Annotated in this window: 23 protein-coding genes and 1 riboswitch; of the genes, 13 read left to right on the top strand and 10 right to left on the bottom strand. The window is 66.4% G+C overall.

Features of this window, described 5'->3' with window-relative positions; translation table 11 throughout:
- Positions 1–137: 137 nt before the first annotated feature.
- Positions 138–1,316 carry a nicotinate phosphoribosyltransferase gene (pncB, locus tag ABB28_RS06040; RefSeq protein ID WP_057507781.1) on the top strand — a complete coding sequence of 393 codons (1,179 nt, stop codon included), beginning with the start codon at positions 138–140 and terminating at the stop codon, positions 1,314–1,316.
- 128 nt (positions 1,317–1,444) lie between these two features.
- Here the strand turns inward: pncB and ABB28_RS06045 are convergent, their stop codons facing one another.
- Both ABB28_RS06045 and ettA read right to left on the bottom strand, forming a co-directional pair.
- A complete protein-coding gene (locus ABB28_RS06045; protein ID WP_057507782.1) occupies positions 1,445–2,761 on the bottom strand; it encodes an NCS2 family permease in 1,317 nt (438 codons plus the stop codon).
- A gap of 90 nt (positions 2,762–2,851) precedes the next feature.
- Positions 2,852–4,516: an energy-dependent translational throttle protein EttA gene (gene ettA / locus ABB28_RS06050; protein WP_057507783.1), complete on the bottom strand. Its 1,665-nt coding sequence runs from the start codon at positions 4,514–4,516 to the stop codon at positions 2,852–2,854.
- Between the two features lie 240 nt (positions 4,517–4,756).
- Between ettA and ABB28_RS06055 the strand changes: the two genes are divergently transcribed.
- The 5 genes from ABB28_RS06055 (at position 4,757) to ribD (ending at position 9,291) form a co-directional block, all read left to right on the top strand.
- Positions 4,757–5,470 (top strand): hypothetical protein, encoded by a 714-nt coding sequence (locus ABB28_RS06055; RefSeq protein WP_057507784.1) that lies wholly within the window; start codon positions 4,757–4,759, stop codon positions 5,468–5,470.
- A gap of 119 nt (positions 5,471–5,589) precedes the next feature.
- The gene (locus tag ABB28_RS06060; protein ID WP_057507785.1) at positions 5,590–6,093 is read left to right on the top strand and encodes an RcnB family protein; all 504 of its coding nucleotides are present in this window, start codon (positions 5,590–5,592) and stop codon (positions 6,091–6,093) included.
- 145 nt (positions 6,094–6,238) lie between these two features.
- Entirely contained in the window at positions 6,239–7,492 is a 1,254-nt protein-coding gene (glyA, locus tag ABB28_RS06065) for a serine hydroxymethyltransferase (RefSeq protein ID WP_057507786.1), read from the top strand.
- Between the two features lie 152 nt (positions 7,493–7,644).
- A complete protein-coding gene (gene nrdR / locus ABB28_RS06070) occupies positions 7,645–8,166 on the top strand; it encodes a transcriptional regulator NrdR (RefSeq protein ID WP_042613625.1) in 522 nt (173 codons plus the stop codon).
- Between the two features lie 36 nt (positions 8,167–8,202).
- Positions 8,203–9,291: a bifunctional diaminohydroxyphosphoribosylaminopyrimidine deaminase/5-amino-6-(5-phosphoribosylamino)uracil reductase RibD gene (gene ribD / locus ABB28_RS06075; RefSeq protein WP_057507787.1), complete on the top strand. Its 1,089-nt coding sequence runs from the start codon at positions 8,203–8,205 to the stop codon at positions 9,289–9,291.
- A 342-nt stretch (positions 9,292–9,633) separates the two neighbouring features.
- Here ribD and ABB28_RS06080 read toward each other — a convergent pair whose 3' ends face one another.
- The gene (locus ABB28_RS06080) at positions 9,634–10,656 is read right to left on the bottom strand and encodes a metallophosphoesterase (RefSeq protein ID WP_083491955.1); all 1,023 of its coding nucleotides are present in this window, start codon (positions 10,654–10,656) and stop codon (positions 9,634–9,636) included.
- Positions 10,657–10,870: 214 nt separating this feature from the next.
- Positions 10,871–11,494: an outer membrane beta-barrel protein gene (locus ABB28_RS06085; protein ID WP_057507789.1), complete on the bottom strand. Its 624-nt coding sequence runs from the start codon at positions 11,492–11,494 to the stop codon at positions 10,871–10,873.
- Between the two features lie 159 nt (positions 11,495–11,653).
- Positions 11,654–11,807, top strand: a riboswitch (FMN riboswitch).
- Between the two features lie 76 nt (positions 11,808–11,883).
- Between ABB28_RS06085 and ABB28_RS06090 the strand changes: the two genes are divergently transcribed.
- The 5 genes from ABB28_RS06090 (at position 11,884) to thiL (ending at position 15,623) form a co-directional block, all read left to right on the top strand.
- The gene (locus tag ABB28_RS06090; protein ID WP_057507790.1) at positions 11,884–12,486 is read left to right on the top strand and encodes a riboflavin synthase; all 603 of its coding nucleotides are present in this window, start codon (positions 11,884–11,886) and stop codon (positions 12,484–12,486) included.
- A complete protein-coding gene (ribB, locus tag ABB28_RS06095; protein ID WP_057507791.1) occupies positions 12,483–13,583 on the top strand; it encodes a 3,4-dihydroxy-2-butanone-4-phosphate synthase in 1,101 nt (366 codons plus the stop codon). Before ABB28_RS06090 ends, ribB begins: the two co-directional genes overlap by 4 nt.
- Positions 13,584–13,673: 90 nt before the next feature.
- On the top strand, positions 13,674–14,141 hold the full coding sequence (gene ribH, locus ABB28_RS06100; protein WP_057507792.1) for a 6,7-dimethyl-8-ribityllumazine synthase: 468 nt from the start codon (positions 13,674–13,676) through the stop codon (positions 14,139–14,141).
- Positions 14,138–14,617, top strand: a complete 480-nt coding sequence (gene nusB / locus ABB28_RS06105; RefSeq protein ID WP_057507793.1) for a transcription antitermination factor NusB — start codon at positions 14,138–14,140, stop codon at positions 14,615–14,617. The genes ribH and nusB overlap by 4 nt, the downstream gene beginning before the upstream one ends.
- 16 nt (positions 14,618–14,633) lie before the next feature.
- Positions 14,634–15,623 (top strand): thiamine-phosphate kinase, encoded by a 990-nt coding sequence (gene thiL / locus ABB28_RS06110; RefSeq protein ID WP_057507794.1) that lies wholly within the window; start codon positions 14,634–14,636, stop codon positions 15,621–15,623.
- Here thiL and ABB28_RS06115 read toward each other — a convergent pair.
- The 3 genes from ABB28_RS06115 to ABB28_RS06125 all read right to left on the bottom strand — a co-directional run bounded on the left by ABB28_RS06115 (position 15,614) and on the right by ABB28_RS06125 (position 17,962).
- The gene (locus tag ABB28_RS06115) at positions 15,614–16,642 is read right to left on the bottom strand and encodes a fimbrial protein (RefSeq protein WP_057507795.1); all 1,029 of its coding nucleotides are present in this window, start codon (positions 16,640–16,642) and stop codon (positions 15,614–15,616) included. The two genes, thiL and ABB28_RS06115, sit on opposite strands and share 10 nt — an antisense overlap.
- Positions 16,639–17,379, bottom strand: a complete 741-nt coding sequence (locus ABB28_RS06120; protein ID WP_057507796.1) for a fimbrial biogenesis chaperone — start codon at positions 17,377–17,379, stop codon at positions 16,639–16,641. The genes ABB28_RS06115 and ABB28_RS06120 overlap by 4 nt, the downstream gene beginning before the upstream one ends.
- Before the next feature lie 67 nt (positions 17,380–17,446).
- Positions 17,447–17,962, bottom strand: coding sequence for a fimbrial protein (locus ABB28_RS06125; protein WP_057507797.1), 516 nt, complete (start codon positions 17,960–17,962; stop codon positions 17,447–17,449).
- Positions 17,963–18,043: 81 nt separating this feature from the next.
- On the opposite strand from ABB28_RS06125, the gene ABB28_RS06130 reads away from it, so the two are divergent.
- Together ABB28_RS06130 and ABB28_RS06135 are read left to right on the top strand one after the other, a co-directional pair.
- Entirely contained in the window at positions 18,044–20,680 is a 2,637-nt protein-coding gene (locus ABB28_RS06130; RefSeq protein WP_152983409.1) for a fimbria/pilus outer membrane usher protein, read from the top strand.
- Between the two features lie 34 nt (positions 20,681–20,714).
- Positions 20,715–21,233 carry a fimbrial protein gene (locus ABB28_RS06135; RefSeq protein ID WP_057507799.1) on the top strand — a complete coding sequence of 173 codons (519 nt, stop codon included), beginning with the start codon at positions 20,715–20,717 and terminating at the stop codon, positions 21,231–21,233.
- Between the two features lie 373 nt (positions 21,234–21,606).
- Here ABB28_RS06135 and ABB28_RS06140 read toward each other — a convergent pair whose 3' ends face one another.
- Genes ABB28_RS06140 through ABB28_RS06150 form a run of 3 tightly spaced genes read right to left on the bottom strand, consistent with a single transcriptional unit; the run spans position 21,607 to position 25,108 of the window.
- Positions 21,607–22,995, bottom strand: coding sequence for an FAD-binding oxidoreductase (locus ABB28_RS06140; protein WP_057507800.1), 1,389 nt, complete (start codon positions 22,993–22,995; stop codon positions 21,607–21,609).
- 33 nt (positions 22,996–23,028) lie between these two features.
- Positions 23,029–23,394, bottom strand: coding sequence for a YraN family protein (locus tag ABB28_RS06145; RefSeq protein WP_057507801.1), 366 nt, complete (start codon positions 23,392–23,394; stop codon positions 23,029–23,031).
- Positions 23,384–25,108 carry a penicillin-binding protein activator gene (locus ABB28_RS06150; RefSeq protein ID WP_057507842.1) on the bottom strand — a complete coding sequence of 575 codons (1,725 nt, stop codon included), beginning with the start codon at positions 25,106–25,108 and terminating at the stop codon, positions 23,384–23,386. Before ABB28_RS06150 ends, ABB28_RS06145 begins: the two co-directional genes overlap by 11 nt.
- Between the last annotated feature and the right edge of the window lie 22 nt (positions 25,109–25,130).

The following is a 25,130-nucleotide window of genomic DNA, read 5'->3' on the forward strand; positions in this document are numbered from 1 at the left end:
CCACCCCGCCCCGCCAACCCACCAGCCCTGCAGCCGTTGCCGTTGCCGTTGCCGTTGCCGTCGCTCTTGACGTTGTCTCTGCGGGCGCCGGGCCGCAGGCCCGGCAACAACCCCCGCACGCGGCGCATAATGGCGGCATGATCATCCAATCCCTGCTCGACACCGACCTGTACAAATTCACCATGATGCAGGCGGTGCTGCACCAGTACCCCGGCGCCACGGTGCAGTACCGGTTCAAGTGCCGTACACCGGGCATCGACCTCGCGCAGTTCATCGATCAGATCGACGCGGAGATCGACCACCTGTGCAGCCTGCGCTTCAGCAGCGAAGAACTGGATTACATGCGCGGCCTGCGCTTCGTGAAGCCCGACTTCGCCGACTTCCTCGGCCTGTTCCACCTGGACCGCAAGTACATCACCCTGCGTGCCTCGGACAGCGTGCCCGGCGAGATCGAACTGGACATCACCGGGCCGTGGCTGCACACGATCATGTTCGAAGTGCCGCTGCTGGCGATCATCAACGAGGTCTGGTTCCGCAACACCACCACCGCCGACATCGCCGAAGGCGAACGACGGCTGCAGGCCAAGGCGGCGCTGCTGCGTGACACCCCGGGTTTCGACCAGTGCCGGGTCGCCGACTACGGTACGCGCCGACGCTACTCGCGTGATTGGCATGCACGTCTGTTGCCGTTGCTGCGTGACGCGCTGGGCACCCAGCTGGTGGGTACCAGCAACGTGCACTTCGCCCGGCTGTACGGCATGACCCCGCACGGCACGATGGCCCACGAGTACCTGCAGGCCTTCCAGGCGATTGGTCCGCGCCTGCGCGATTCGCAGGTGGCCGCGCTGGAATCCTGGGCACGCGAATACCGCGGCGACCTCGGCATCGCGCTGTCCGACGTGGTCGGCCTGGATGCGTTCCTGCGCGATTTCGACATGTATTTCTGCAAGCTGTTCGACGGCGTGCGGCATGACTCCGGCGACCCCTTCGACTGGGGCGACCGCATGCTGGCGCACTTCCAGCAGCGCCGCGTCGATCCCCGCAGCAAGGTGCTGGTGTTCAGTGACGGGCTGGACATCGAAAAGGTCATGCGCCTGTTCGATTACTTCCGCGGCCGCTGCCAGGTGGCCTTCGGCGTTGGCACGCACTTGACCAACGACCTCGGCCCGACGCCGTTGAACATCGTGATCAAGATGGTCCGCTGCAACGGACAGCCGGTGGCCAAGCTGAGTGATTCGCCGGGCAAGAGCATGTGCGACGATCCCGGTTACCTGGCCTACCTGCGCCAGGTTTTCGAGCTGCCGCCTGGCGCCTGATCCGCTGCGCCTACCGCTGCGCTCGCCGAGCATGGCTCGGCGCTACCAACAGTCGGCGCGCGTGGCGTGACGTTACGCATGGCTCCGGCAGCGCCGCGCCATGCTCGGCGAGCGCTCCGGCAACGCGCTCACTCCAGCGCGAAGCGCAGCACGAACAATCCGGCCACCAGCCATACCGCGGGGTGGACCTCGCGCCAGCGCCCGGTGCCGGCCTTCAGCGCTGCATAGGCAATGAAGCCGAATGCCAGGCCATTGGCGATGGAATAGGTGAACGGCATCGCCAGCGCACACAACGCCGCCGGGACCGACTCGGTGAGGTCGTTCCACTCCACTTCCACCAGTTCGCGCAGCATCAGGCCGGCCACGAACAGCAGTGCCGGGGCCGTTGCATAGCCGGGCACCATCGCGGCAAGCGGCGAGAACAGCAACGCCGCCAGGAACAACGCGGCGACCACCAGCGCGGTCAGTCCGGTGCGCCCCCCCACCTGCACGCCGGAAGCGCTTTCAGCAAAGGCGGTGGTGCTGCTGGTGCCCAGCAGCGAGCCGGCGACGATCGCCGTGCTGTCGGCCAGCAGCGCGCGGCCGAAGCGCTTCTGCGCGCCGGGCAGTTTCAGCAGTCCGGCCCGGCCCACCACGCCGTACAGCGTGCCGGTGGCATCGAAGACTTCCACCAGCACGAACACCAGCACCACCTGCAGCAGCACCGCCAGCGGCGCGCCACCGTCATGGTGCAGCAGGCCGGGCAGGTCCAGCTGCATGAACGTGGGTGCCAGGCTCGGGGGCAGCGACACCAGCCCCTGGTACTGCACGCTGCCGAGCAGCCAGCCGGCGCCGGTGACCGCCAGGATGCCGATCAGGATGGCACCACGCACGCGGCGCGCCTCCAGCACGGCGATCAGCAGGAAGCCGGCCAGGGCCAGCAGCGGCGGGGCGGTAGTGAGCGGCCCCAGCGCCACCAGGGTGTCTTCGTTACCGACGATCACACCGGATTTCTGCAGCGCGATGATCGCCAGGAACAGCCCGATGCCGGCCACGATCGCCGAGCGCAGCGAAGCCGGGATGCCGGCCACCAGCCAGGCGCGGACACCGGTCAGCGACAGCACCAGGAACACCAGCCCGGAAATGAACACCGCCGCCAGCGCCTGCTGCCACGGCAGGCCGGCCGCGCCGACCACGGTGAAGGCAAAGAATGCGTTCAGCCCCATGCCCGGCGCCATGCCGACCGGGAAGTTGGCGGCAAAGGCCATCACCAGCGAACCCAGCGCGGCGGCCAGGCAGGTAGCCACAAACACCGCGCCGGCATCCATGCCGGTGGTGGACAGGATGTCCGGGTTGACGAAGACGATGTAGGACATCGTCAGGAAGGTGGTCAGGCCGGCCAGCAGTTCGGTGCGCACGGTGGTGCCGTGCTGCTGCAGCTGGAACAGGCGTTCGAAGAGGGCCATGAGAGTCTCGTGACGATCAGGTGTCACGACCCACGGTCGTGACCTGCCGGAATGCAGAAAGGCCGCGCGAGCGCGGCCTTTCCGGTTGCCTTACTTCAGTGCCTTGAAGCGCAGGCGCTTGGGCGCGGCATCGTCGCCCATGCGGCGGCGCTTGTCTTCTTCGTACTCGCGGTAGTTGCCCTGGAAGAACTCCACGTGCGAATCGCCTTCGAAGGCCAGGATGTGCGTGGCGATGCGATCCAGGAACCAACGGTCATGCGAAATGACGAAGGTGTTGCCCGGGAACTCCAGCAGCGCATCTTCCAGTGCACGCAGGGTTTCGATGTCCAGATCGTTGGACGGTTCATCGAGCAGCAGCACGTTGCCACCCTGCAGCAGGGTCTTGGCCATGTGCAGGCGGCCACGCTCACCACCGGACAGCGAACCGACCAGCTTCTGCTGGTCCTGGCCCTTGAAGTTGAAGCGGCCGATGTAGGCGCGCGACTGGATCTCCACGCCGTTGATGTTGAGGATGTCCAGGCCGCCGGCGATTTCCTGGAAGACGTTGTGGTTGCCTTCCAGCGCGTCGCGGCTCTGGTCCACGTAGGACAGCTTGACGGTCGGGCCGACCACGATTTCGCCGGTATCCGGCTTTTCCTGGCCGGTGATCATCTTGAACAGGGTCGACTTGCCGGCGCCGTTGGGGCCGATGATGCCGACGATGGCGCCGCCCGGCACCAGGAAGTTCAGGTTGTCGAACAGCAGGCGATCGCCGAACTTCTTCGAGACGTTCTTGAACTCCATCACCGCGTTGCCCAGGCGTTCGCCCGGCGGGATGAAGATTTCATTGGTCTCGTTGCGCTTCTGGTAATCGACCGACTGCAGCTCTTCCAGGCGCGCCAGGCGGGCCTTGCCCTTGGTGCGGCCGCCCTTGGCATTCTGGCGCGACCATTCCAGTTCCTTCTGGATCGCCTTCTGGCGCGACTTTTCCTGGTTGTCTTCCTGCTTCAGGCGCTCGTCCTTCTGGGTCAGCCAGTCGGTGTAGTTGCCCTTCCACGGAATGCCGCGACCGCGGTCCAGTTCCAGGATCCACTCGGCGGCGTTGTCCAGGAAGTAGCGGTCATGGGTGACGGCCACCACGGTGCCGGTGTAGCGCGCCAGGAACTGTTCCAGCCATTCCACCGATTCGGCATCGAGATGGTTGGTCGGTTCATCGAGCAGCAGCATGTCCGGCTTCTGCAGCAGCAGGCGGCACAGTGCCACGCGGCGCTTTTCACCACCGGACAGGGTGCCGACGATGGCTTCCCACGGCGGCAGGCGCAGCGCATCGGCGGCCACGTCCAGCTGGTTTTCCAGGGTGTGCGCGTCACCGGCGGCGAGGATCGCCTCCAGCCGCTCCTGTTCCTTGGCCAGCTTGTCGAAGTCGGCACCTTCTTCGGCGTAGGCCAGGTACACCGCATCCAGCGCGGCCTGCGCCTGCAGCACTTCGCCCACGCCTTCCTCGACCGATTCACGTACGGTCTTGGTCGGGTCCAGCTCCGGTTCCTGCGCTAGGTAACCGACCTTGATGCCGGCCTGCGGGCGGGCTTCGCCCTCGAAATCGTTGTCCACGCCGGCCATGATCTTCAGCACGGTGGATTTGCCCGAGCCATTCAGGCCCAGCAGGCCGATCTTCGCCCCCGGGAAGAACGACAGCGAGATGTCCTTGATGATCTGCCGCTTGGGCGGAACCACCTTGGACACGCGGTTCATGGTGTAGATGTATTGCGAGGACATGAAGTCTCCCAGAGGGTCGATCCACCGGGCCGAGAGCCCGGGCCGGCGGAAAACGGAATATTTGACCCAGCATTATCGCCGATCCCCCCTTTCACTGCCATGGCAGCCGATGGCGGGTTCAGCCCTGGGAAAACGCCGACCGGGACAGGTGTGCCTGCACACCGGACGGCGGCCTGAAACCTGACTGTGATCGCCCGGGGCAGCGTCCAGGCTGATGGCTCCAACCCATGGAGATCACGCATGAAAGCGTTCGGTTTGTTGTTGCTCAGCGCCCTGCTGCCGGTATCGGTGGCCGCCCAGCAGGCGCCTCCCCTGCTGTTGCCGAACGTCAAGGTGCTGGATCTGCAGCTGGCCCCGGGCGGGGTGAGGGAGTTCGATGTCGAAGTGGCGGCGACCGAAAAATGGCTGCCGTACGAGCTGGTCGCCGCAGCGGACAGCGCGGGTCTGTCCGGCACGTTGCTGGTGTCGCTCGCCGACGGCCAGCCGCTGCGGGAGGTGAGGTTGGATGGCTCGCGCTTCGTCGGCGGGCTGGTGGCGCTGCCCTCCAGCAGCTCCAGGCGCCGCCTGCGGATCAGCCTGCGGGGCGGCGCCACTGATATGCGCGCCGACTTTTCATTGATGCCGTCGCGTCCGCAGCTCAGGTCCGGGCAGGTGGTGCCGGTCTTTCCCCGTCGTCGCAGCGCAGCCACTTTTGCCGAGACCCTGGAGCTGCGCCTGAGCAAGGCATCCGACGTGGACCTGCGCACCTGGGGCGGGGATGCCACCGTCACCCTGCAGGTGAAGGGCGCAGCGGCAGGGGGCGGGTTCCCGGTGTCGGTGTGCAAGGACGAAGGCGATGCCTGGCGGCGCTGCCACCTGCCCGCACTGAGGGCCGGCGTCTACTACGTGTCCGTTGAAGGCACCGGCGCGCCGGTCAACGTGCTTGGAAGTTGGACGGCCAGCGAGGGCGGCTGAAGCCTTGCCGAAAAATGAACAGGGACGTTTCCGCACGCGGAGGAAGCGTTTCCAGCCGGAATCCATTCAGATCGCATGGGCAATATGGACATCGCCCACCCATCCTGCAGAGGTAGACCATGCGCATCAATCGATTCCTGGCCGGTGCCATGGCCTCCGCGCTGGCCTTTGCCGCCGTCACTCCGGCATTTGCCGACAACGACCGTCACCGTGGTCATGACCGTCGTGAGTGGCGGGATGATCGCCGCGATGATCGTCGCGACGATCGTGATCATCGCCGTGAAGCGCGCCGCGACTGGCGTGACGACCGGCGGCATGACCGCCGCGAATGGCGGGATGACCGGCGCCATCCGGGTTACTACCGTCCAGCCCCGCCGCCGCGCGTGGTCTATCGACCGGCCTACCGCCCGGCGTATGGCCCGGGCCCCGGCTATGGCTGGAAGGTCGGTCACCGCTACCGCGATTACTACCGTGGTCCGATCTATGTCGTGAATGATTACAACAGCTATCACGTGCGTCGTCCGCCCCGCGGTCACCACTGGGTCCGCGATGACCGCGGCAACCTGCTGCTGGTGGCGATCGCCACCGGGATCCTCGCTGACTTCGTGATCAACGGCCGCTGAGAGCAGTACCCCGCATCGCCCCGACGGCGCCCGATAAGGGCGCCGTCGTCGTTCACCGCGTTCTGCGGCGATGGCCCCTCTCCGGGCGCAGGCACTACAATTGACCGCCTCGCTGTTCCTTTCCTGCCTGCCCCCGGAGAAACCGATGTTCCCGCGCGACGTCCGAATCGAAAGCTACGACCCCGAACTGGCCAAGGCCATCGCCGATGAGTCCCAGCGCCAGGAAGACCACGTCGAGCTGATCGCGAGCGAGAACTACGCCAGCCCGATGGTGATGGAAGCCCAGGGCAGCCAGCTGACCAACAAGTACGCCGAAGGCTATCCGGGCAAGCGCTATTACGGCGGTTGTGAGTACGTGGATATCGCCGAACAGCTGGCGATTGATCGTCTGAAGCAGCTGTATGGCGCTGATTACGCCAACGTGCAGCCGCACAGCGGCTCGCAGGCCAACCAGGCGGTCTACTTCGCCCTGCTGCAGGCCGGTGACACCATCCTGGGCATGAGCCTGGCGCATGGCGGCCACCTGACTCACGGCGCCAAGGTCAATGCTTCGGGCAAGCTGTTCAATGCGGTGCAGTACGGTGTGAACGACCAGGGCCTGATTGATTACGACGAAGTCGAGCGCCTCGCCGTCGAGCACAAGCCGAAGATGGTCGTCGCCGGCTTCTCGGCCTATTCGCAGGTGGTCGATTGGGCGCGTTTCCGCGCCATTGCCGACAAGGTCGGTGCGTACCTGTTCGTGGACATGGCGCACGTGGCGGGCCTGGTCGCCGCCGGCGTCTACCCGAGCCCGCTGGAGCACGCCCACGTGGTGACCTCCACCACCCACAAGACCCTGCGCGGTCCGCGTGGCGGCATCATCATCGCCAAGGGCGCCAGCGAAGAACTGGTCAAAAAGCTGCAGTCGATCGTCTTCCCGGGCATCCAGGGCGGCCCGCTGATGCACGTCATCGCGGCCAAGGCCGTGGCGTTCAAGGAAGCGCTGGAGCCGGACTTCACCCGCTACCAGCAGCAGGTGGTGAAGAACGCCCAGGCCATGGCGAAGACCCTGATCGCCCGTGGCTACAAGATCGTCTCCGGCGGCACCGAAAACCACCTGATGCTGGTCGACATGATCGGCAAGGACGTGTCCGGCAAGGACGCTGAAGCGGCCCTCGGCAAGGCCCACATCACGGTCAACAAGAACTCGGTCCCCAACGACCCGCGTTCGCCGTTCGTGACCTCCGGCCTGCGCCTGGGTACCCCGGCGGTGACCACCCGCGGCTATGGCGAACAGGACTGTGTCGATCTGGCCAACTGGATCGCCGACGTGCTGGACGCACCGGCGGACGAAGCGGTGATCGCACGCGTGCGCGATGCGGTCAGCGCGCAATGCCGGAAGTATCCGGTCTACGGCTGAGCGATCACGGCCCCAGCGGTCGGGGCGGTAACGCCCGGCCGTGCGCCTGCCCCTGCCATGAGCGGCCTTTGTTTGCTGCTCATGGCCTTCTCAGGTACCGTTGCGACGCCGCCATGTCCATCGCATGACGTTTCCGAGACTCAAGGCGCCCCATGCATTGTCCGTTCTGCCAACATGCCGACACCCGTGTAATCGATTCGCGCGTCTCTGAAGACGGCGCGACGATTCGGCGTCGGCGTGAGTGCGAGGCCTGCAGCGAGCGCTTCAGTACGCTGGAAACCATCGAGCTGAAGCTGCCGACCATCGTCAAGGGCGATGGCAGCCGCGAGGCGTTCGAAGCGCGCAAGGTGCGCGCCGGCTTCGACCGCGCGCTGCAGAAGCGTCCCGTGCCGGAAGACAAGATCGAAGCGGCGGTGCGTTCGGTGATCCACCAGCTGCGCATCTGCGGTGAGCGCGAAGTGCCCTCCATCCGCGTTGGCGAGTTCGTGATGAACGAACTGCGCAAGCTCGACCATGTCGGCTACGTTCGCTTCGCCTCGGTCTACCGCAGCTTCGAGGATGTCGCAGACTTCCGCGAAGAGATTGAAAAGCTGGAACGCGACCTGCCGGCCAGCACCGAACAACTGCAGCTGCTGGGCGATGTGATCGCCCTGACCAAGAAAAAGAAAGGCTGACGCGCGCCGCTGCGCGCCTGTGTCCAAGGAGCACCGATGAGCGCTTTCTCCGCGCTGGACCACCTGCACATGGCACGTGCGCTGCGCCTGGCCGAACGTGCTGCCTACACCACCCGCCCCAATCCCATGGTCGGGTGCGTGATCGCCCGCGGCGAGCAGGTGGTGGGGCAGGGCTGGCATCAACGTGCCGGCGGCCCGCATGCCGAAGTGTTCGCACTGCGCGAAGCGGGCGACCAGGCCCGCGGGGCCACCGCCTACGTCACCCTTGAACCGTGTGCGCATTTTGGCCGCACGCCACCCTGTGCATTGGCACTGATCGAGGCCGGCGTCAGCCGCGTCGTCGCCGCCCTGCGTGATCCGTTCCCGCAGGTCGACGGCGGCGGATTCGATCTGCTGCGCGCTGCGGGGATCGAGGTCGACGAAGGGCTGATGGCCGTGCAGGCACGGGAGCTCAACCGGGGTTTCCTGTCGCGCGTCGAGCGCGGTCGCCCGTGGGTGCGGGTCAAGTTGGCCGCCAGCCTGGACGGCCGCACGGCGATGGCCGATGGCCGCTCGAAGTGGATCACCGGTCCGGCTGCACGGGAAGACGTGCAGCACTGGCGGGCGAGGGCGGGCGCGATCCTGACCGGGGCCGACACGGTGTTGGCCGATGATCCGCAGCTGACCGTACGCCTGCCCGGCATCGAGGTGATGCCGCCGTTGCGCGTGGTGCTCGACGCACGGCTGCGTTCGCTTGAGTGCGCGCGCGTGCGCGAAGGTGGGGCGCCTACGCTGTATCTGCACGACGCTGCGGTCAGCGCCCCGGATGCCGCCGATGCGTCGTTCGCCAGCGTGCCCAGCGTGGCCGGTCGGCTGGATCTGGGTGCGGCCCTTTGCCTGCTCGCAGAGCGGGGTATCAACGAAGTGCACACTGAAGCCGGTGCCACCTTGGCCGGGGCCTTGCTGGCGGCCGGATGGGTGGACGAACTGCTGCTTTACCAGGCGCCGACGTTGCTTGGCGAACGCGGCTTGCCGCTGTTCGCCGGCCTGGGTATCGACGCGATGGACCAGCAACTGCGGCTGCGCATCATCGATCAGCGCCAGGTCGGCGACGACCTGCGCCTGCTGCTGCGTCTCGCAGGCTGACCGCACTGGACGTTCCGGTTAGGGCGAAGGGGGCGTGGGCAGAAGACGGCGGCGTGACGGCGCCGTGCGCTGCATGGCCGCCGACACTATCAAAAGCTGTCGCCGACTACCGCGATCGGTAGGGGATGCCTTACTCATCGCTGGACGAGCCGCATGCGTACATAGCGGTAAGCGCGCCGGTGACGCTGCCGGCTGGCAGGCGTCACCGGCATCCTCAGGCGAGGCCGCGGCGCTGATCCATGGGATGCGCGGTCGGTCCGACCATCGGATTGGTAGTAAAAGTGCAGGCGAGACGCTCGGCGATCAGTCCCGAGCGCCCCAGCGTATCGTGGCGGGTACGGGCTAACCGGCGCAGGTAGTGGCCTCGGAATAGCCGGCATGTTCCTTGCGTTCGTGCGGATTGTTCTCGTGGACTACCCATACCTGCAGCTGACACAGCGCGGGATTGAAGTCCGCCACCAGAAAATTCCGGTAGTGAGCGGCGCCGCTGAGATAGACGGGGATTTTCCCTACCTTGGAAAACCGGCCGACCTTCGTGTGCAGGTGACCCGCGAAGATGCCCAGGATGATGTCTTCGTTGTCCTTCATCAATTTGATGAACTCGGGGCTCTTTGCCACTTTCCAGTTGCTGTACGGCGGGGAATGCATGTTGATGATCACCGATTTACTGTCCCGGCGCGCTGCCTTCAGTCCTGCGGCGAGCACGCCCAGCCCAGGATTAACGTTCACGTCATGGCGTACGAACCGTTTTCCCCTGAACTTGACCTCATACGTAGGCTCATTCTGCAGTTGGATAGCCAGCACATCCCCAAATGTCTTGGTGTAGGCCAGGCTCCCATAGTGATCCATGCTGTGCCGGCCTTGCCCTTCGTCGGTCTTGACCTTGCGGTAGTCCAGCGTGTCTGCACCGTAACCCTGGGCCCATTCCCCCATCTGCAGGTACATTCGCAGTGCACAGTTGTTGTTAAAGCAATCGTCGACGTTGTTCTTGTAGTCATGATTGCCGAGGTTGATGTAGAAGTTGCGGACGTACTTGGTGCGGAGGGGGGTGGTCATGAAGTCGAGCTGTTCGGCGTGGCCGTACGCGGTGAGGTCCCCGTTGATGAAGAGTGGGACGTTGTCGATTCCCCCGTTGTCTTCGCGGTACTGAAGCGTGCCCTCGCCCTGTGCAAGAATGAACTCGCGCGATCGCCTATCTCGCGTGTCTTCGTCTTCGGGTTCGCCTCGATCGTTCTTATCCGTCCACGGATACTGCGTATCAGAAATGAAAACGAAGTGCTGCCAGGGTTTCTCGAGGGCATGCCCGGAGGGCGCCGCCAGGCCCGCCGCCAGAGCAATCATCAGATGTGCAGCTAGACGTTGCATTTGAAATCTCCTCTCTTGTGAGCATGTAGTTGACCTGTTTCATGCTATGGACGCAGCCGGTAGACAACGCCGACCGCTGTCAGTACGCAGGCCCGTCATATGTCAGATTTGGCATCGACTGCCGCCATCACCGTGATGACAGCGCAAGAGGGAGACGAACCAAAAAAAAACGGCCCCGCGAGGGGCCGTCCTTTGGGTCGCAATGGTGCGCAGATCAGAAGCTGGCGCGCACGCCGGCCGAGTACTGGGTCACGTCTTCGATGACCTGCACTTCACCCACCACGCCCCACATCGGGGTGATGTTGATCTGGCCGCCGACGTTGCCGACCCAGGTGCCGTCCATGTCGCTGCCATCCATGTAGCCGGCTTTCAGCCAGGCTTCGGTGCGTGCCGAGGGCTTGCCACGCACGCCCAGGGTGCCGCGGGCCGCGTTGAAGTGGTCCTTCTGGCGCAGCGTATCGAAGCCGGTTTCCTTCAGGGTCAGCTCGGCGTTCTGGCGGGTCCAGGCGATGTCGGCGGTGAAGTCGACGCGGTCGCTCATGCCCATGTGGTAACCGATACCGAACTCAGGCTGGTCCAGTTCCAGCTTCAGGCTGCCGCCGTCGAAGCCGTAGGACTTGGACACCTGCGACCAGGCGCCGAACAGGTAGACCTGCGGTGCGATCGCGAAGGAACCACGGATGTAACCGCCGTCGACCTTGGGGTCGTCCAGGAAGTCATCGTTCACCTTGAACTGGGTCCAGCCGGCTTCGACGTAGGTGTAGCTCAGCTCGTCGGCGGCGAAGGCCGACAGCGGCGACAGGGCGAGCAGGGAGGCGGCCAGCAGCATCTTGCGCATGCGTGAGTTCCTATGAGGTTGCGTTCCATTGCAGGCGGCCGGATGGACCGCCCGGGGCGACATCTTTGTCGCACTCGGCGCGGATTCTAACGAAACTTTCACAAAAAGCGAGCCTTCAGGTGCATTTGTTACACTAGCCCCGCCGGTTCGCCGGTACACAAACGTCTTCAGGGCGGGGTGCGATTCCCCACCGGCGGTAGGTGCCTCTGGCACGAGCCCGCGAGCGCTCCGGCAGGGTCACCCCGGCAGGAGGTCAGCAGATCCGGTCCGATGCCGGAGCCGACGGTCATAGTCCGGATGAAAGAAGACGGTGCCACGGGACCTTGCGGTGCCGTGCGTGCCTGTTTGCCTTGCGGCGTTTTTCGCTCACTTCCGCGGAGAACGTTACTTTGTTTACTGGAATCATTGAAGGCCTCGGCCACCTGGCCGCTCGCGAAACCATCGGCGGCGATGTCCGCTTCACCTTCCACGTCGGAAGCCTGCCGTTCGACAACGTCCAGCTGGGCGAAAGCATCGCCATCAATGGCGTATGCCTGACCGTGACCGCGTTCGACGCGCAGACCTTCCAGGCCGATGCGTCGACCGAAACGCTGGGGCTGACCACCCTGGGCCAGCTTGCCGACGGTGCGGTGATCAACCTGGAGCGCGCCATGCGCCCGACCGATCGCCTCGGCGGTCACCTGGTCAGCGGGCATGTGGATGGGCTGGGACAGGTCCTCTCCATCCACGACGACGCACGCGCGCAGCGCTGGCGCTTCGCTGCCCCGGCCGGCCTGCGTCGTTACATCGCCAAGAAGGGCTCGATCTGCGTCGACGGTGTCAGCCTGACCGTCAATGAAGTGGACGAGCAAGGCTTCGAGGTCGCCTTGATCCCGCATACCGTCGCGCACACCGCGTTCTCCAGCACGGCCGTCGGCAGTGCGGTGAACCTGGAAATCGACCTGGTCGCCCGCTACGTGGAACGCCTGCTGGGCGAAGGAGCACGCGCATGAATTTCGCCCCCATCCCCGAGATCCTGGAAGACATCCGCCAGGGCCGCATGGTGGTCATCGTCGACGACGAAGACCGCGAGAACGAAGGCGACCTGATCATGGCCGCCGAGCTGGTCAAGCCCAGCGACATCAACTTCATGGTCACCCATGGGCGGGGACTGGTGTGCCTGCCGCTGACCCGCGAACGGGCCGCCGACCTCGGCCTGGCGCCGATGGTGCAGGCCAATACGGCGCAGTTCCAGACCAACTTCACCGTCAGCATCGAAGCCGCCGAGGGCGTGACCACCGGCATTTCCGCGTACGACCGTGCGCACACCATCCGCACCGCGGTGAAGCCCACGGCCAAGGCCAGCGACCTGCACCAGCCGGGCCACATCTTCCCGTTGATCGCCCAGCCGGGCGGCGTGCTGACCCGCGCCGGCCACACCGAAGCGGGCGTGGACCTGGCGATGCTGGCCGGGCTGGAGCCGGCCGGCGTGCTGGTCGAAATCCTGAACCCCGATGGCAGCATGGCGCGGCGGCCGGAGCTGGAAGTGTTCGCCCGCGAGCATGGCCTGAAGATGGGCTCCATCGCCGACCTGATCGCCTACCGGCTGGCCACCGAAAAGACCGTCGAGCGCGTCGATGAGCGGGATATCGACACCGAGTTCGGTGCGTTCACACTGGTCACCTACCGCGACCGCATCGCGCATGACCTGCATTTCGCGCTGGTCCGCGGCACCCCGGATGCCGATACCCCCACCCTGGTGCGGGTGCAGGTGGAAAACCCGCTGGCCGACCTGCTGCACTGGCGTCGTGATGATTTCGGCGTGGCCGCGACCGATGCGCTGCGCGCGATCGCTGCTGCAGACAGCGGCGTGATGGTGGTGCTGTCGGCCCCGCGCGATGGCGAGGCACTGCTGGCACGCCTGCGCCAGCAGCCGCAGCCGGTCGCCCCCGGCAAGGACAAGGATGTAAGCCAGTGGCGCCGCAACGGCGCCGGCGCGCAGATCCTGTCCGACCTCGGGCTGGGCAAGCTGCGCGTGCTGGGCACCCCGCGCCGCCAGATCGGCCTGGCCGGCTATGGCCTGGAAGTGGTTGAAACGCTGGGCTGCTGAGTCCCGCATCGTGCAGGCGGGCCCGCCGAGGGCCCGCGCACCGCCCGCGCGCGGTAAACTTGCCCCCTCTTACGTACCCCAAACCCGCACATGAGCCATTTCGAAGGCGATCTTCGCTCTCCCGGATCGGCGCGCCTGGCCATCGTGGCCAGCCGCTGGAACGCCCGCATCACCGACGCACTGGTCACCGGCGCCCGGCAGAGCCTGGCCAGCAATGGCATCAGCGAAGACGCCGTGGATGTCATCCGGGTGCCCGGCGCCTGGGAAATCCCACTGGTCGCCGCGCGCCTGGCGGCTGCCCACCAGCACGCCGCCATCATTACGCTGGGCTGCGTGATCCGCGGCGATACCCGCCATTACGAGCACGTGGCCGACCGCTGCGCCGAGGGCCTGATGCGCGTGCAGCTGGACTTCGGCGTGCCGGTGCTGAACGGCGTACTGGCGGTGGAACGTGCCGAGGACGCCGAAGCCCGCGCCGGCGGCAGCCACGGCAACAAGGGTGAAGAGGCGGCCTTGGCCGCCTTGGAAATGATCAATCTTCTGGAGCAGCTGCCATGAACAATAATTCCCAGGGCAGGCCGTCCGGCAGACCCGTGCGCCGCGATGGCGTCGATCCCGTACTGCGTTCGCGCGCGCGCCGCCGTGCCGTGCAGGCCATTTACGCCTGGCAGATTTCCGGCGGCAATGGTCAATCGCTGGTCGCCCAGTTCGCCCACGAACAGGCACGCGAAGTCGCCGACCTGGCGTACTTCGAAGCACTGGTGCACGGCGTGCTCGACAACCGTCGTGATATCGACCAGGCGCTGGCGCCGTACCTGGACCGTACCATCGAAGAAGTCGATGCGATCGAACGGGCGGTGCTGCGGCTGTCGGCCTTCGAACTGCGTTTCCGCGCCGACGTCCCTTACCGGGTGGTGATCAACGAGGCCATCGAATCGGCCAAGCGTTTCGGGTCCGAACACGGTCACACCTATGTAAACGGCGTGCTGGATCGTGCCGCCGTGGAATGGCGCAAGACCGAAAGCGGAAACTGAGCGCCGCTGACATCCGATGTCGTTCGCCGAATTCGCCCTGATCGATCGTATCCGCGCCCGCAGCAAGGGGCGCGATGACATCGTACTCGGCATCGGCGACGATGCGGCGCTGCTGCAGCCACTGGCCGGCCACTGGCTGGCAGTGACCGCCGATACGCTCAACAGCGGCGTGCATTTCCCGCCGGAGACGATGCCGGCCGATATCGGCTGGAAGACCCTGGCGGTGAATCTTTCCGATCTTGCCGCGATGGGCGCCACCCCGGCCTGGGGCACGCTGGCCTTGTCCCTGCCGGAAGCCAGCGAAGAATGGATCGATGCCTTCGCCGATGGGTTCTTCGCACTGGCCGATGCGCATGGATGGCGGCTGATCGGCGGCGACACCACGCGTGGCCCGCTTTCTCTGTCGGTCACCGCCTTCGGGCAGGTCCCGCATGGGCAGGCGCTGCGCCGCGATGGCGCGCAGGTCGGCGATGACATCTGGGTCAGTGGCACGCTGGGTGATGCCGCTGCTGCGCTGCACCTGTGGCAACGCGGCGAACTCGATGTCACTGCAGTCGCGCAGGATGCTGATCGCGAGTTCCTGCGCCAGCGCCTGCTGCGGCCCACACCGCGCGTGGCGCTGGGCCTGGCCCTGAGCGGCCTTGCCACAGCCGCCGTGGATGTGTCGGATGGCCTGCTGGCCGATATCGGCCATATTGCGGCACGCAGCAGCCTGCGGGCCTGTGTGGAGCCGGATAGGCTGCCCCTGTCACCTGCGCTGCAGCGCACGATGACGCTCGAACGTGCGCGTTCGAGCGCGCTTGCCGGTGGCGACGATTACGAACTGTGTTTCTGCGCACCTGCGGCGAACAGCTCGCGACTGCATGCCGTGGCGGAGCAACTGGGCACCCCGTTGACCCGCATCGGCGGGATGGTCGACGGTGCCGGCGTCGACTGTCCCGGCATGCCGGTCGCTCAGGGCTACGTGCACTTCAGCAACGCTCACGCGCAAGGCGTTCAGCGGTAATCGGCAGTCAGTATCGCCTGGCCCTCTACGGTGCCTGGCTGCAACGCACCGGCGGTGCGCAGGTAGCGCGCGGCCAGGTCGATGGTCTGTTCGCCGGCGTGTGGTAGCGGCGGCGTCCACGTGCTGCCCAAGCGTACCGGTGCGTTGTCACGCATCAACTGCACCGCAATGCCCGCGCTTCCATGCCCTGGCACCGGCGTGAGCGCGCTTCCCGTGTTGCTGCGGTCCAGGGCATCGCGCAGCGTCAGATCGACCCTGATCCCATCGCGGGGGCACTGCATCTTCACACGCAAGGGCATTTCACCCGCTGATTGCCCCACCCGGAGCAGCGCATTGGCCGTCACCGGTGCAAGCTGCAGGTTTGTGTCGGACAGTGTGCAGGTGCGGGCGGGAATGACCAGACTGAACGACAGGGAATGGTGCATGGGCCCGTTGCCAGGGAAGCCCGGCGTCGTGGTGACGGCTGACAGCATCACCGGGTCGACGGATGACATCGGCCCGCCGCGCGAGTAAATGGTGTAGCCGAGGTTCAGATCCATTGTAAATCTGCCGCCGAATCCCGTGGTGACCTGAATCCTGTTCGCCTGATCCGCCCTGAAGGGTGTGTTGGCCCCACCCGGCGGAGCACCCGGACTGTACTTGTGCAGGTTGAACACAATGAGCGGCGAGGTCGGGTGCCAGCCGAAGGCTGGATAGTCTTCCTCGTAATGTCGGATATTCCTGACGTAGGTCAGGCCAGGCATGGCGGGAATACTGTCAATGTCTATCCGCTGCACCGGCGGGCAGTTGTTGAACTGCAATCCGCTGCGGCCGTTGCTTCCCTGATGCAGCATGATGTCGGGCCGCATTTCGTCGGGAATCAGAATCTGTCCGTCGGCAACCGCATCGGCACGTTTTGTCACGGTGCACGCTGACACGTCCGTGCTGAGCAGGCCCAGCAGCACGCCGGCGATGAGAACCGCTGGTAACGCTGTGGCGCGATCATCGCCTTGGGCGCAAGGATGGGTGGCAATGCTCATGGTGCGGGCGCCGGGTTGATGGGGCTGCGGCCCTCACGTTGCGCACCGTAATCGTCCAGCCACCAGTACGTGACCGTGGCAGGCAGGCGCGGGGGCTGATGCATGGGTACATCGACCGTACTGAGCGGGGCGATCATGTCCACCGGCGGTGACGTGCCGTCTTCCAGCGTGATGTGGTCCAGGCTGACGTGAAATGCAGAGGCGTTGTGGATGCGCAGCGTGCGGCGGCCGTCGCCGACACTCCAGCGCAGGCCGGCTGCTGCGTCTTCTGCTTTGCCGACCAGGCCCTTCGGGCGATGGAACAGCTTGACGCGCGTGCGCACCGCGAATTGCAGCAGGTTCGCCTGCTCCGCGCCGGCAGGCGCCGGCGGAATATCCAGCAGATTGAAATAGAACACCGACTCGCGGTCGCGGGGCAGCGCCGGGTCGGACGGACGCGGTGCATAGGTGATGCGATAGGCCTGTCCTTGGCGGGGCTGCAACAGGCGAGGGTCGGCCGGGGTCAGGCGGAACGGCGTGCGGATGTCTTCAGGACGCGCACGACCGTCACCGTCGTCGATCCACACCTGGGTCAGCGCGGGCTGGTCGCCGGTATTGGCGGCGCGGAGCGTCGCATCACGGCCTTTGGCGTCGTCATGCACGATACGGGTGGCCTGCAGTGTCACGGCGGCCGATACCGGCGCAATCGCCACGAGGGAGCAGAGCAGGATGCTGTAACGCAGGTCATTGAGTTTCATCGGGGGTGCCTCGTTGAGCGGCAGTGCGCGATGCCGGTAGCGGATCGCGGCAGGTACGTCGGAGGGTTCATCGGTAGAGGACCACCACGCTGGCCTGCGCATTGGCGGTGCCTGCGGTGGCGTTCCTGAAGGGCGCGGCATACCACGCGCTGTAATCGAGGCGGCCCTGTCCATTGGCCGCGATCAGGACGGCGGTCGTGGGTGAGGCGTCTATTTTCTGGTGCCGGCCATCGACGTCGTAAAGCGCCACGCCCACGTTGGTCGCGGTGGATGACGGGGTCAGCGCCAGGTTGCCGGTCAGGCCATGCGGGGCGCCGCTGAAGCGCACCGCGACCGTCTGCGCTGCGCCCAATCCCCTGCAGTCCAGATGGAGGCTGAAATTCTGTTGGCCGGCGCGTGCAAGGGTATTTACCGAAGCCAGATCGACCTTTCCCATCCGCACGCTGACGGTGCCGTCGATCACCTGCACCACGCAGGTGGAAGGGGTCAGTTCACCGGTAATCTCCAGGCGCTCGGCGAGCGCGGTGGGGATGCCGGTGATGAGCAGGGTGCAACCGAGCAAGGGGCGTTGAATAAGGGTCACAAGGTTCTCTTGAATCTGCAGGACGAATACGCGAAGGCGAACGGAAAAGCGCGATGCGCATAGTGTTGACGCGGCTGATTCGTGTTGCCATGGGAAAACCTGTATTCGGTCATTACTCCATCTGATGGTTTTGTGCACTGCAAAAAATACAATTTTCCCGATGGTGCGGACGCGGCTGGGCTCCTAACGTCGCACTCCTTCCAACGCGACGGGCTGCGTGCCCGATACGTAATGTCCACCAAGTGCGTAGATCCAATTCAACAGCTAAATCGACTTGCCGTCGCAGTTGCGTGGTTGCTGGCCGGCTCCCCCGTAAGCGCAGCAGCCGTCCCCCCGCCGCAGTTCAGCGCGGGATTCATGCTGGGTGGGAAATCAATCGATACACAGCATTATCTTGACCAAGCTCGATTTCCCGACGGCGTGCACGCACTCGACGTCGTGATAAATGGGGAAAGGCACGCGACCGCTGACATCGCGTTCGAGAGCGGCGAACCCTGCATAGGCCAGTCCATCCTCGAGAGTCTTGGATTGAAGGCTGATCAGCTGGAAAAACTGATCGCGCAGCCCGAGGCGTGCAGCCCGTTGGGACAGGTGATCGAGGGCGCGACCGTCGTCGTGGACCAGGCAGAGCTGGCGCTGCGCATCGGTATTCCACAGGCGGCGCTCGCCTCCAGCGGACGCGGTGACGTACCGATGCGGCAGCGCGATCAGGGAATCACCGCGGGATTCATCGATTACAGTTTCAGTGAAAGTCGCAGCCAGCGTCGCAGTGCACGCTATCTGGCGCTGCGGACCGGGCTGAATGCTGGCGCCTGGCGGCTGCGGCACAGGGCCGCGCTCAGCCAGGACGCCGCCTCCACGCGCTACGCCGTGCTGGGCACCGAACTGCAGCGCGACCTGCCTGCCTGGAACAGCCAGCTGGTGATCGGCCAGGCCCACACCGGCGGCGAACTGTTCGCTGCGGTCGGCTTCACCGGCGTGCGCATCGCCACCGACGAACGCATGCTGCCGGACGCGCTTCGGGGCTATGCGCCAGCCGTTCGGGGCGTCGCCAACAGTAACGCGCGGGTCAGCATTCATCAGAACGGTCTGTTGATCCATGAAGTTCACGTCGCCCCGGGACCGTTCCTGATCGACGATCTCTATCCGACCAGTTTCGGCGGTGACCTGCAGGTCACCGTCACCGAGGCCGACGGACGCGAGCAGCGGTTCCGCGTGGGATTTTCCGCGGCGGCGCAGGCGCTGCGACCCGGCGCGACGCGGCTCAGCGCGACCGCCGGCACGCTGCGTGAAGCGGGAGGTCGGGCAGACCACTGGCGTTTCGTAGAGGCTACCTACGCACGCGGCATCAGCAATCCATTGACCCTGCTCGCCGGCACGCAGCTTGCCGATCACTATATCGCGGCGCTGGTGGGTGCAGCGTTCGCTACACCGTTGGGTGCAGTGGGACTGGACCTGACCCGGTCACGGCTGGCGTGGCCTGGGCATGAGCCGGTTGCCGGCAACAGCATCCGCCTGAACTATCAGCGCTCTATCGCCGCTACCGGCAGCCATGTGGCGATGACGGCCCATCGCTACAGCCGCAGCGGCTTTGTGACATTGGCGGAAAAAGCGCGTGCGGATGTCGACCGGGGGGGCGTGGGTGCACGTCCGCGGCAGCGCTACCAGGCGACGCTGTCGCAGCCGCTGGGGTCACGGGGCTCGCTGTTCTTCAGCGGCGGGCGCTCCACCTACGGGAGCGAAGAACGTCCGCGCAGTGATATGCAGCTTGGCTTCCAGGGTTCGTTCGGCCACCTCACCTATGGCCTTTCGGTCATGCACTACCAGGCTGCACAATCGCAGCAGACGACCCACTATGCGCTCACCGCCAGCCTGCCGCTGGGCAACAGCGCCGGCGCACCGCGTGCGCACGCCCTGCTGAACCCCGCGCAGCGGAGTTCACGGCTGCAGCTGGGGCTGAGCGGAACCGCCGGCGAAACGCACAACCTCAACTACAGCGCATCTGCCCATGCCGTGGGCGGGCAGGCGCGCAGTTTCAGCAGCAACGCGGCCTACCGCACCAGCGCTGGCACGCTGTCGGCCGGTTACAGCCAGCAGGGGGACAGCCGCAGCGGCAACCTGGGGGTAGCGGGTAGTGTGGTCATCCATGCCGGCGGTGTCACCGCGGGGCCCTCAGTGAGCGATGGGTTCGCGTTGATCCAGGCCAAGGGTGCACGCGGTGCACGGGTCGGCAGCGCGGATGGCATCCGCGTCTCGCGCGACGGCTTCGCGGTGCTGCCGCATATCAGCCCTTACCGCTGGAACCGGATCGAGCTGGAGCCGGCCGATCTGCCACTGGACGTTGAACTGCAGCAGACCGCGCAGCGCGTCGCGCCGACCGCAGGCAGCATCGTGCGGGTGACGTTCACTACGCGTACCGACCGCACGCTGTTCATCGATGCGACCGATGCCGCAGGCCAGCCGCTTCCCTTCGCCGCCGCGCTGCACGATGAGCACGGGCACGCCAAGGGCGCAGTAGGGCAGGGTGGCGTCATCCAGCTGCGCGGCGCGTCGGACGCCGGCGTGCTGATCGTGGATCCGCATGGACCGCATCGTTGCCGTCTGCAGTACCGCATCCCCACCACCGCCGATGCCTACGGACTGCTGTGGGATGCGGCGCAATGCCTGCCCTTCGCGTCTACGGACACTTCAACCCCCAGCGCTTCCGCAGCGCGATGACCTCGATTTCTTTCAACCCACAATGGAGTTCCCCATGAATCGTTTCGCTCGATCCACCGCCTGTGCACTGCTGCCGCTCAGCCTGCTTGTTTTCGCGTCCTCCAGTCATGCCGATACCGCCAAACTGAGCATTTCCGGCCGGGTGAACCCTGGCACCTGCACCCTGGTTGCGGCGCCGATCCAACTCGCCCCGTTGCGTGCAGACGAGTTGAAGCAGGGCGACAATGCGATCAAGACGAGTGCGCTGGAACTAAAGAACTGTGTCGGCGTATCCACTGCAACCCTGAGGTTTGACGGCACGGCGGCTGATGGCGATGCAGAACGGTGGAAAAACACCGCGGGCAAGACACCTGCGGCGGGAGTGACCATTGCGCTGCTGTCCGGTACCACCGGCACCACCTATCTGAAAAAAGGCGACAGCGTTGCGGTGCAGGTCAGCGGGGATGCCGGCAAGCTGGAAATCCGCAGCGGCTACCATCTCGCCGGACCCGCGTCGGGCTTGGCACCGGGGGAGGTCAGCACCGAAATCACCATCACCGCGGATTACAAATGAGCAGGGGCGCAGTCCTGGCAGCCGGGCGCGACGGCAGAGACACGCCTGCAGGAGGTGGCCATGCGCTGCCCCTCGGCGGGAAGCAGCGTGCGCCTGATGTTGGAAGAGGCAACGGGTTCCAGCACACGCATCGGCGCGCTGGTACCGGCCGCAGGCGCCACGGTAAAGGGGGGACAGCTGCGCGTGCTGCGCGACGGCCAGCCAGTGGCATTCGGCGTGCCGTGGGATCACGACCCGCGGCAGGACGGTAACAATACGATCCGCCTGGAGGCGCAGTACATACGCACCGACGGCACTGCGCGGCGAGGCGCGGCTGACCGCCGACTATGCCTGAAGCGATCAGGCCCCCCGTGCCTCGCCTCGCGGGGCGCGTTCAGTCCGGCCCGGGCAGCACCTTGCCTGGATTGAGGATACCGTCCGGATCCAACGCGGCCTTGATCGCGCGCATTGCTGCCAGGGTCTCCGGGGTGAAGGCCTGCGCCATGAAATCACGCTTGGCCAGGCCGATCCCATGCTCGCCGGACAGCGTGCCTTCAAGCGCCAGCGTCAGCGCGAAGATGCGCGGCAGGGCGGCCTGCGCGCGCGCGTTTTCATCCGCGTCGTCGGGGTGGTACAGGATGTTCACGTGCAGGTTGCCGTTGCCGGCATGGCCGAAGGTCACGATGGTCAGGTCGAACTCGGCGGCCAGTGCCTGCACGCCGCGGACCAGTTCCGGAATGCGCGATACCGGCACCACCACGTCTTCGTTGATCTTGCCCGGCGCGATGCTGCGCAGCGCCGGCGACAGCGCCTTGCGTGCCGCCCAGAGCTTCTCGCGCGCTGCGCCTTCCATCGCCACGTCCAGCGCGATCATGCCTTCGCCCTCGGCGGCGTTGGCCAATGCCTGCAGCAGGTAGGGCAAGGTATCGTGGTCGCCGTCGGCTTCGATCAGCAGCATGGCCCCGGCGTCGGGTACATCGGCGCCATTGCGCCTCAGCAACTCCAGGCTGCGCGCGTCCATGAACTCCAGTCGCGTCGGCACCACCGGCTGCCCCATCACCCGCGATACGGCCTGCGCGGCGGCATCGGCATCGCGGTACAGCACCCGCAGGCCAGCTTGGGCGACTGCCAGCGGGGTCAGCTTCAGGGTGGCCTCCACGATGATCGCCAGCGTGCCTTCACTGCCTACCAGCAGGTGGGTCAGGTCGTATCCGGTGGCATCCTTGGTGTAGGCGCCGCCGCAGCGGATAAGATCACCGCTACCGGTCACCGCCACCAGGCCGAGCACGTTGTCGCGGCTGGTGCCGTACTTCACCGCGCGCGGCCCACCGGCATTGCAGGCCAGGTTGCCGCCGATGCTGCAGATGTCGGCGCTGGAAGGGTCCGGCGGCCAGAACAGCCCGTGCGGCGCAAGCACCTGCTGCAGGTCGCCGTTGAGCACCCCCGGTTCCACCACTGCACAGCGATCGCCCGCACGTACCTCGAGGATCCGTGCCATGCGTGCCAGCGACAGCACCACGCTGCCCTGCAGCGGGACGGCGGCGCCGGTGGTGCCGGTGCCTGCGCCGCGCGCGACCACGGCCACCCGATGCCTGCGGCAGGCGCGGACGATGGCCTGCACCTGCTCGCGGGTGGACGGCAGCGCGACCGCCAACGGCAACTGGCGGCGCCAGGAATTGTCCTGCGCGTTTGCATCCCGTGCAGCGGCATCGGTTCGCCAGCCATCCGTACCGAGCAGCAGGGACAGTTCGGCAACCAGCGCGGCGGGCAGTTCGGTGTTCATGTTGATTCCAGCAGAAGCAAAGGGAGGATGCGCTCAGCCGTCCAGCCGGAACGCGTCACGCAGCCACTGCAGGCGCGGCGGGTCGCCGCTGGCCTGCACCACGTCGAAGCGGCACGGCTGGTTGCACAGCGCCGGGTGCGCCTGCAGGTACAGCTGCGCGGCCAGCACCAGCCGCTGCTGCTTGCGGGTGTCCACCGAGGCGGCGGCGCCGCCGAAATCGGCGCGGGCGCGGTAGCGCACTTCGACAAACACCACGGTGCCACCGTCGTCCATTACCCGGTCCAGCTCACCGCCGCGGAAGTTCACGTTGCGGTCCAGCACCGTCAGACCGGCCTCGCACAGCAGGCGCTCGGCGGCCGCTTCGACCGCCGCGCCACGCCGGGCCCTGTCAGTTGGCACTGGCGATCGGCATCGGCCGCCCGCCGCTGAAGGTCGACCACGCCGGCACGCGCAGGATGTTGCCACCGCCGTCCAGGTACAAGGTGCCGGTGGCGCCGGACAGTCCGCCCTGGGCGGCCAGCGATTCCATGTACGCGCTGATCTTCCACGCATCGAAGCCGAAGGCGAACAGGCGACCGGCCGCACCGCGTGCGCTCGGCAGCATCTGGCCGGCGGTGCCGGCGCTGGGCAGGCCGGCCACGCCGCGCACGTTCCAGGCTTCGTTCGGATAGATGATGCCGTCCAGCGCCACGTCTTCTTCGGGCTTGCCGCTGCCCACGGTCAGCTGCGAAGTGCCTACGCGGGTGCCGCCGCCGACGCCGGCAAGGGCAAGCTGTGGGGCCAGTTGGCGGGCCTGCGGCGCGCGTACCGCCAGCAGTACGCCGTCGGCCTGGCCGGCAGCGCGCAGACGCGCGCTGATGTCGCCCACGGTGTCCGCCACGCCGATCGTGGCCAGCACCTGGCCACCGCGCTGGGTGAAGCGTTCGGCGAACGCGGCGGCGGTGCGGCGGCCGGTGTCGTCACCGCTGTGCAGCACGATCACCTTGGCGCGCTCACGGCCGCGCAGGTACTCGGCAGCCATCACGCCGTCGTCTTCCGGCGCCAGCGAGAAGCCGGCGCTGCCGGCCGGCGGTGCGTCCTTGCCGCGGTTCAGCGCCAGCACCGGCACCGGCAGCTGGGCGCGGCCGTAGACGGCATCCACTTCGTCGCGCCCCAGCGGGCCGACGATGAAGTCGGCACCGCTGGTCACGGCCCGGTCGTATGCCGACAGCGCGCCGGCCGCAGTACCGGCGGTATCTATGAAATCAATCTCCGGCTTGCGCCGGGTTTCGCCGTAATAACCGGTCAGCAGGCCATCGCGCACCGGCTGCGCGGCGGTGGCCAGGCGGCCGGTCAGCGGCAGCAGCACGGCCAGCTTCACCGGCGGCCGGTAGCCATCGCTCATCGCCGGCGGGCGCTTGCTGGTGTCGAACTGCGCGGTGGCTGCATCGCGGTCGAACGGACGCGGCAGCGGCAGGCCGCGTGCGATCAACGCACGGCCGGCGAAGTTGTACAGCGGGTCATTGGCGGGCAGCGCGGCGGCGCGCGACTGCAGGGTCGCGTCATCGAGCGTGCCGAGCAGGCCGATGATCGCCGACTGGTTGTCGGTGCGCGGCTTGCCTGCAAGACCCACATTGGCGCGGGCGCGTTCCTGCGCGGCACCGAAGGTGTCCCCGGTGGCCTGCAGGGCAGCGGCGCGGGCCAGCTGCCAGCGCGGTGCCAGTGCCGGCAACAGCTCGGTGGACGGTTCGGACAGGGCGGCCAGCGCCTGCGCGGGTTGCTTGTCGGCCAGTGCCAGCTCGGCGGTGGTCAGCAGGTAGCGCTGGCGGCTGGCGGCGGACAGCTGGCGCGGCTGCAGCTGGGACAGCAGGCTGCGCGCGCGCGTTGCATCGCCGGCTTCATGCCAGGCGAACGCGGCGTCGGCCAGCGCATTGCTGCGTGCGGCGCCGCGCAGGGTGCCTGCCAGGCTTTCCAGCTGCATCGCCGCATCGCGCGGCCGGCCCTGTTCGATCAGCAGCAGGGCCTGCCCTTGGGCCGGTGACTCCGGTGCGCTGGTGAGGCTGGTCGTGGCGCAGCCAGCCAGCAGCAGCAGCGACAAGGACAGGGCGGAGATCCGGACGACAGGCTTGTTCATGATCAGGTCCATGCAGGAAGGG

It is taken from the genome of Stenotrophomonas chelatiphaga (assembly GCF_001431535.1).
In the GTDB taxonomy this organism is placed as follows: domain Bacteria; phylum Pseudomonadota; class Gammaproteobacteria; order Xanthomonadales; family Xanthomonadaceae; genus Stenotrophomonas; species Stenotrophomonas chelatiphaga.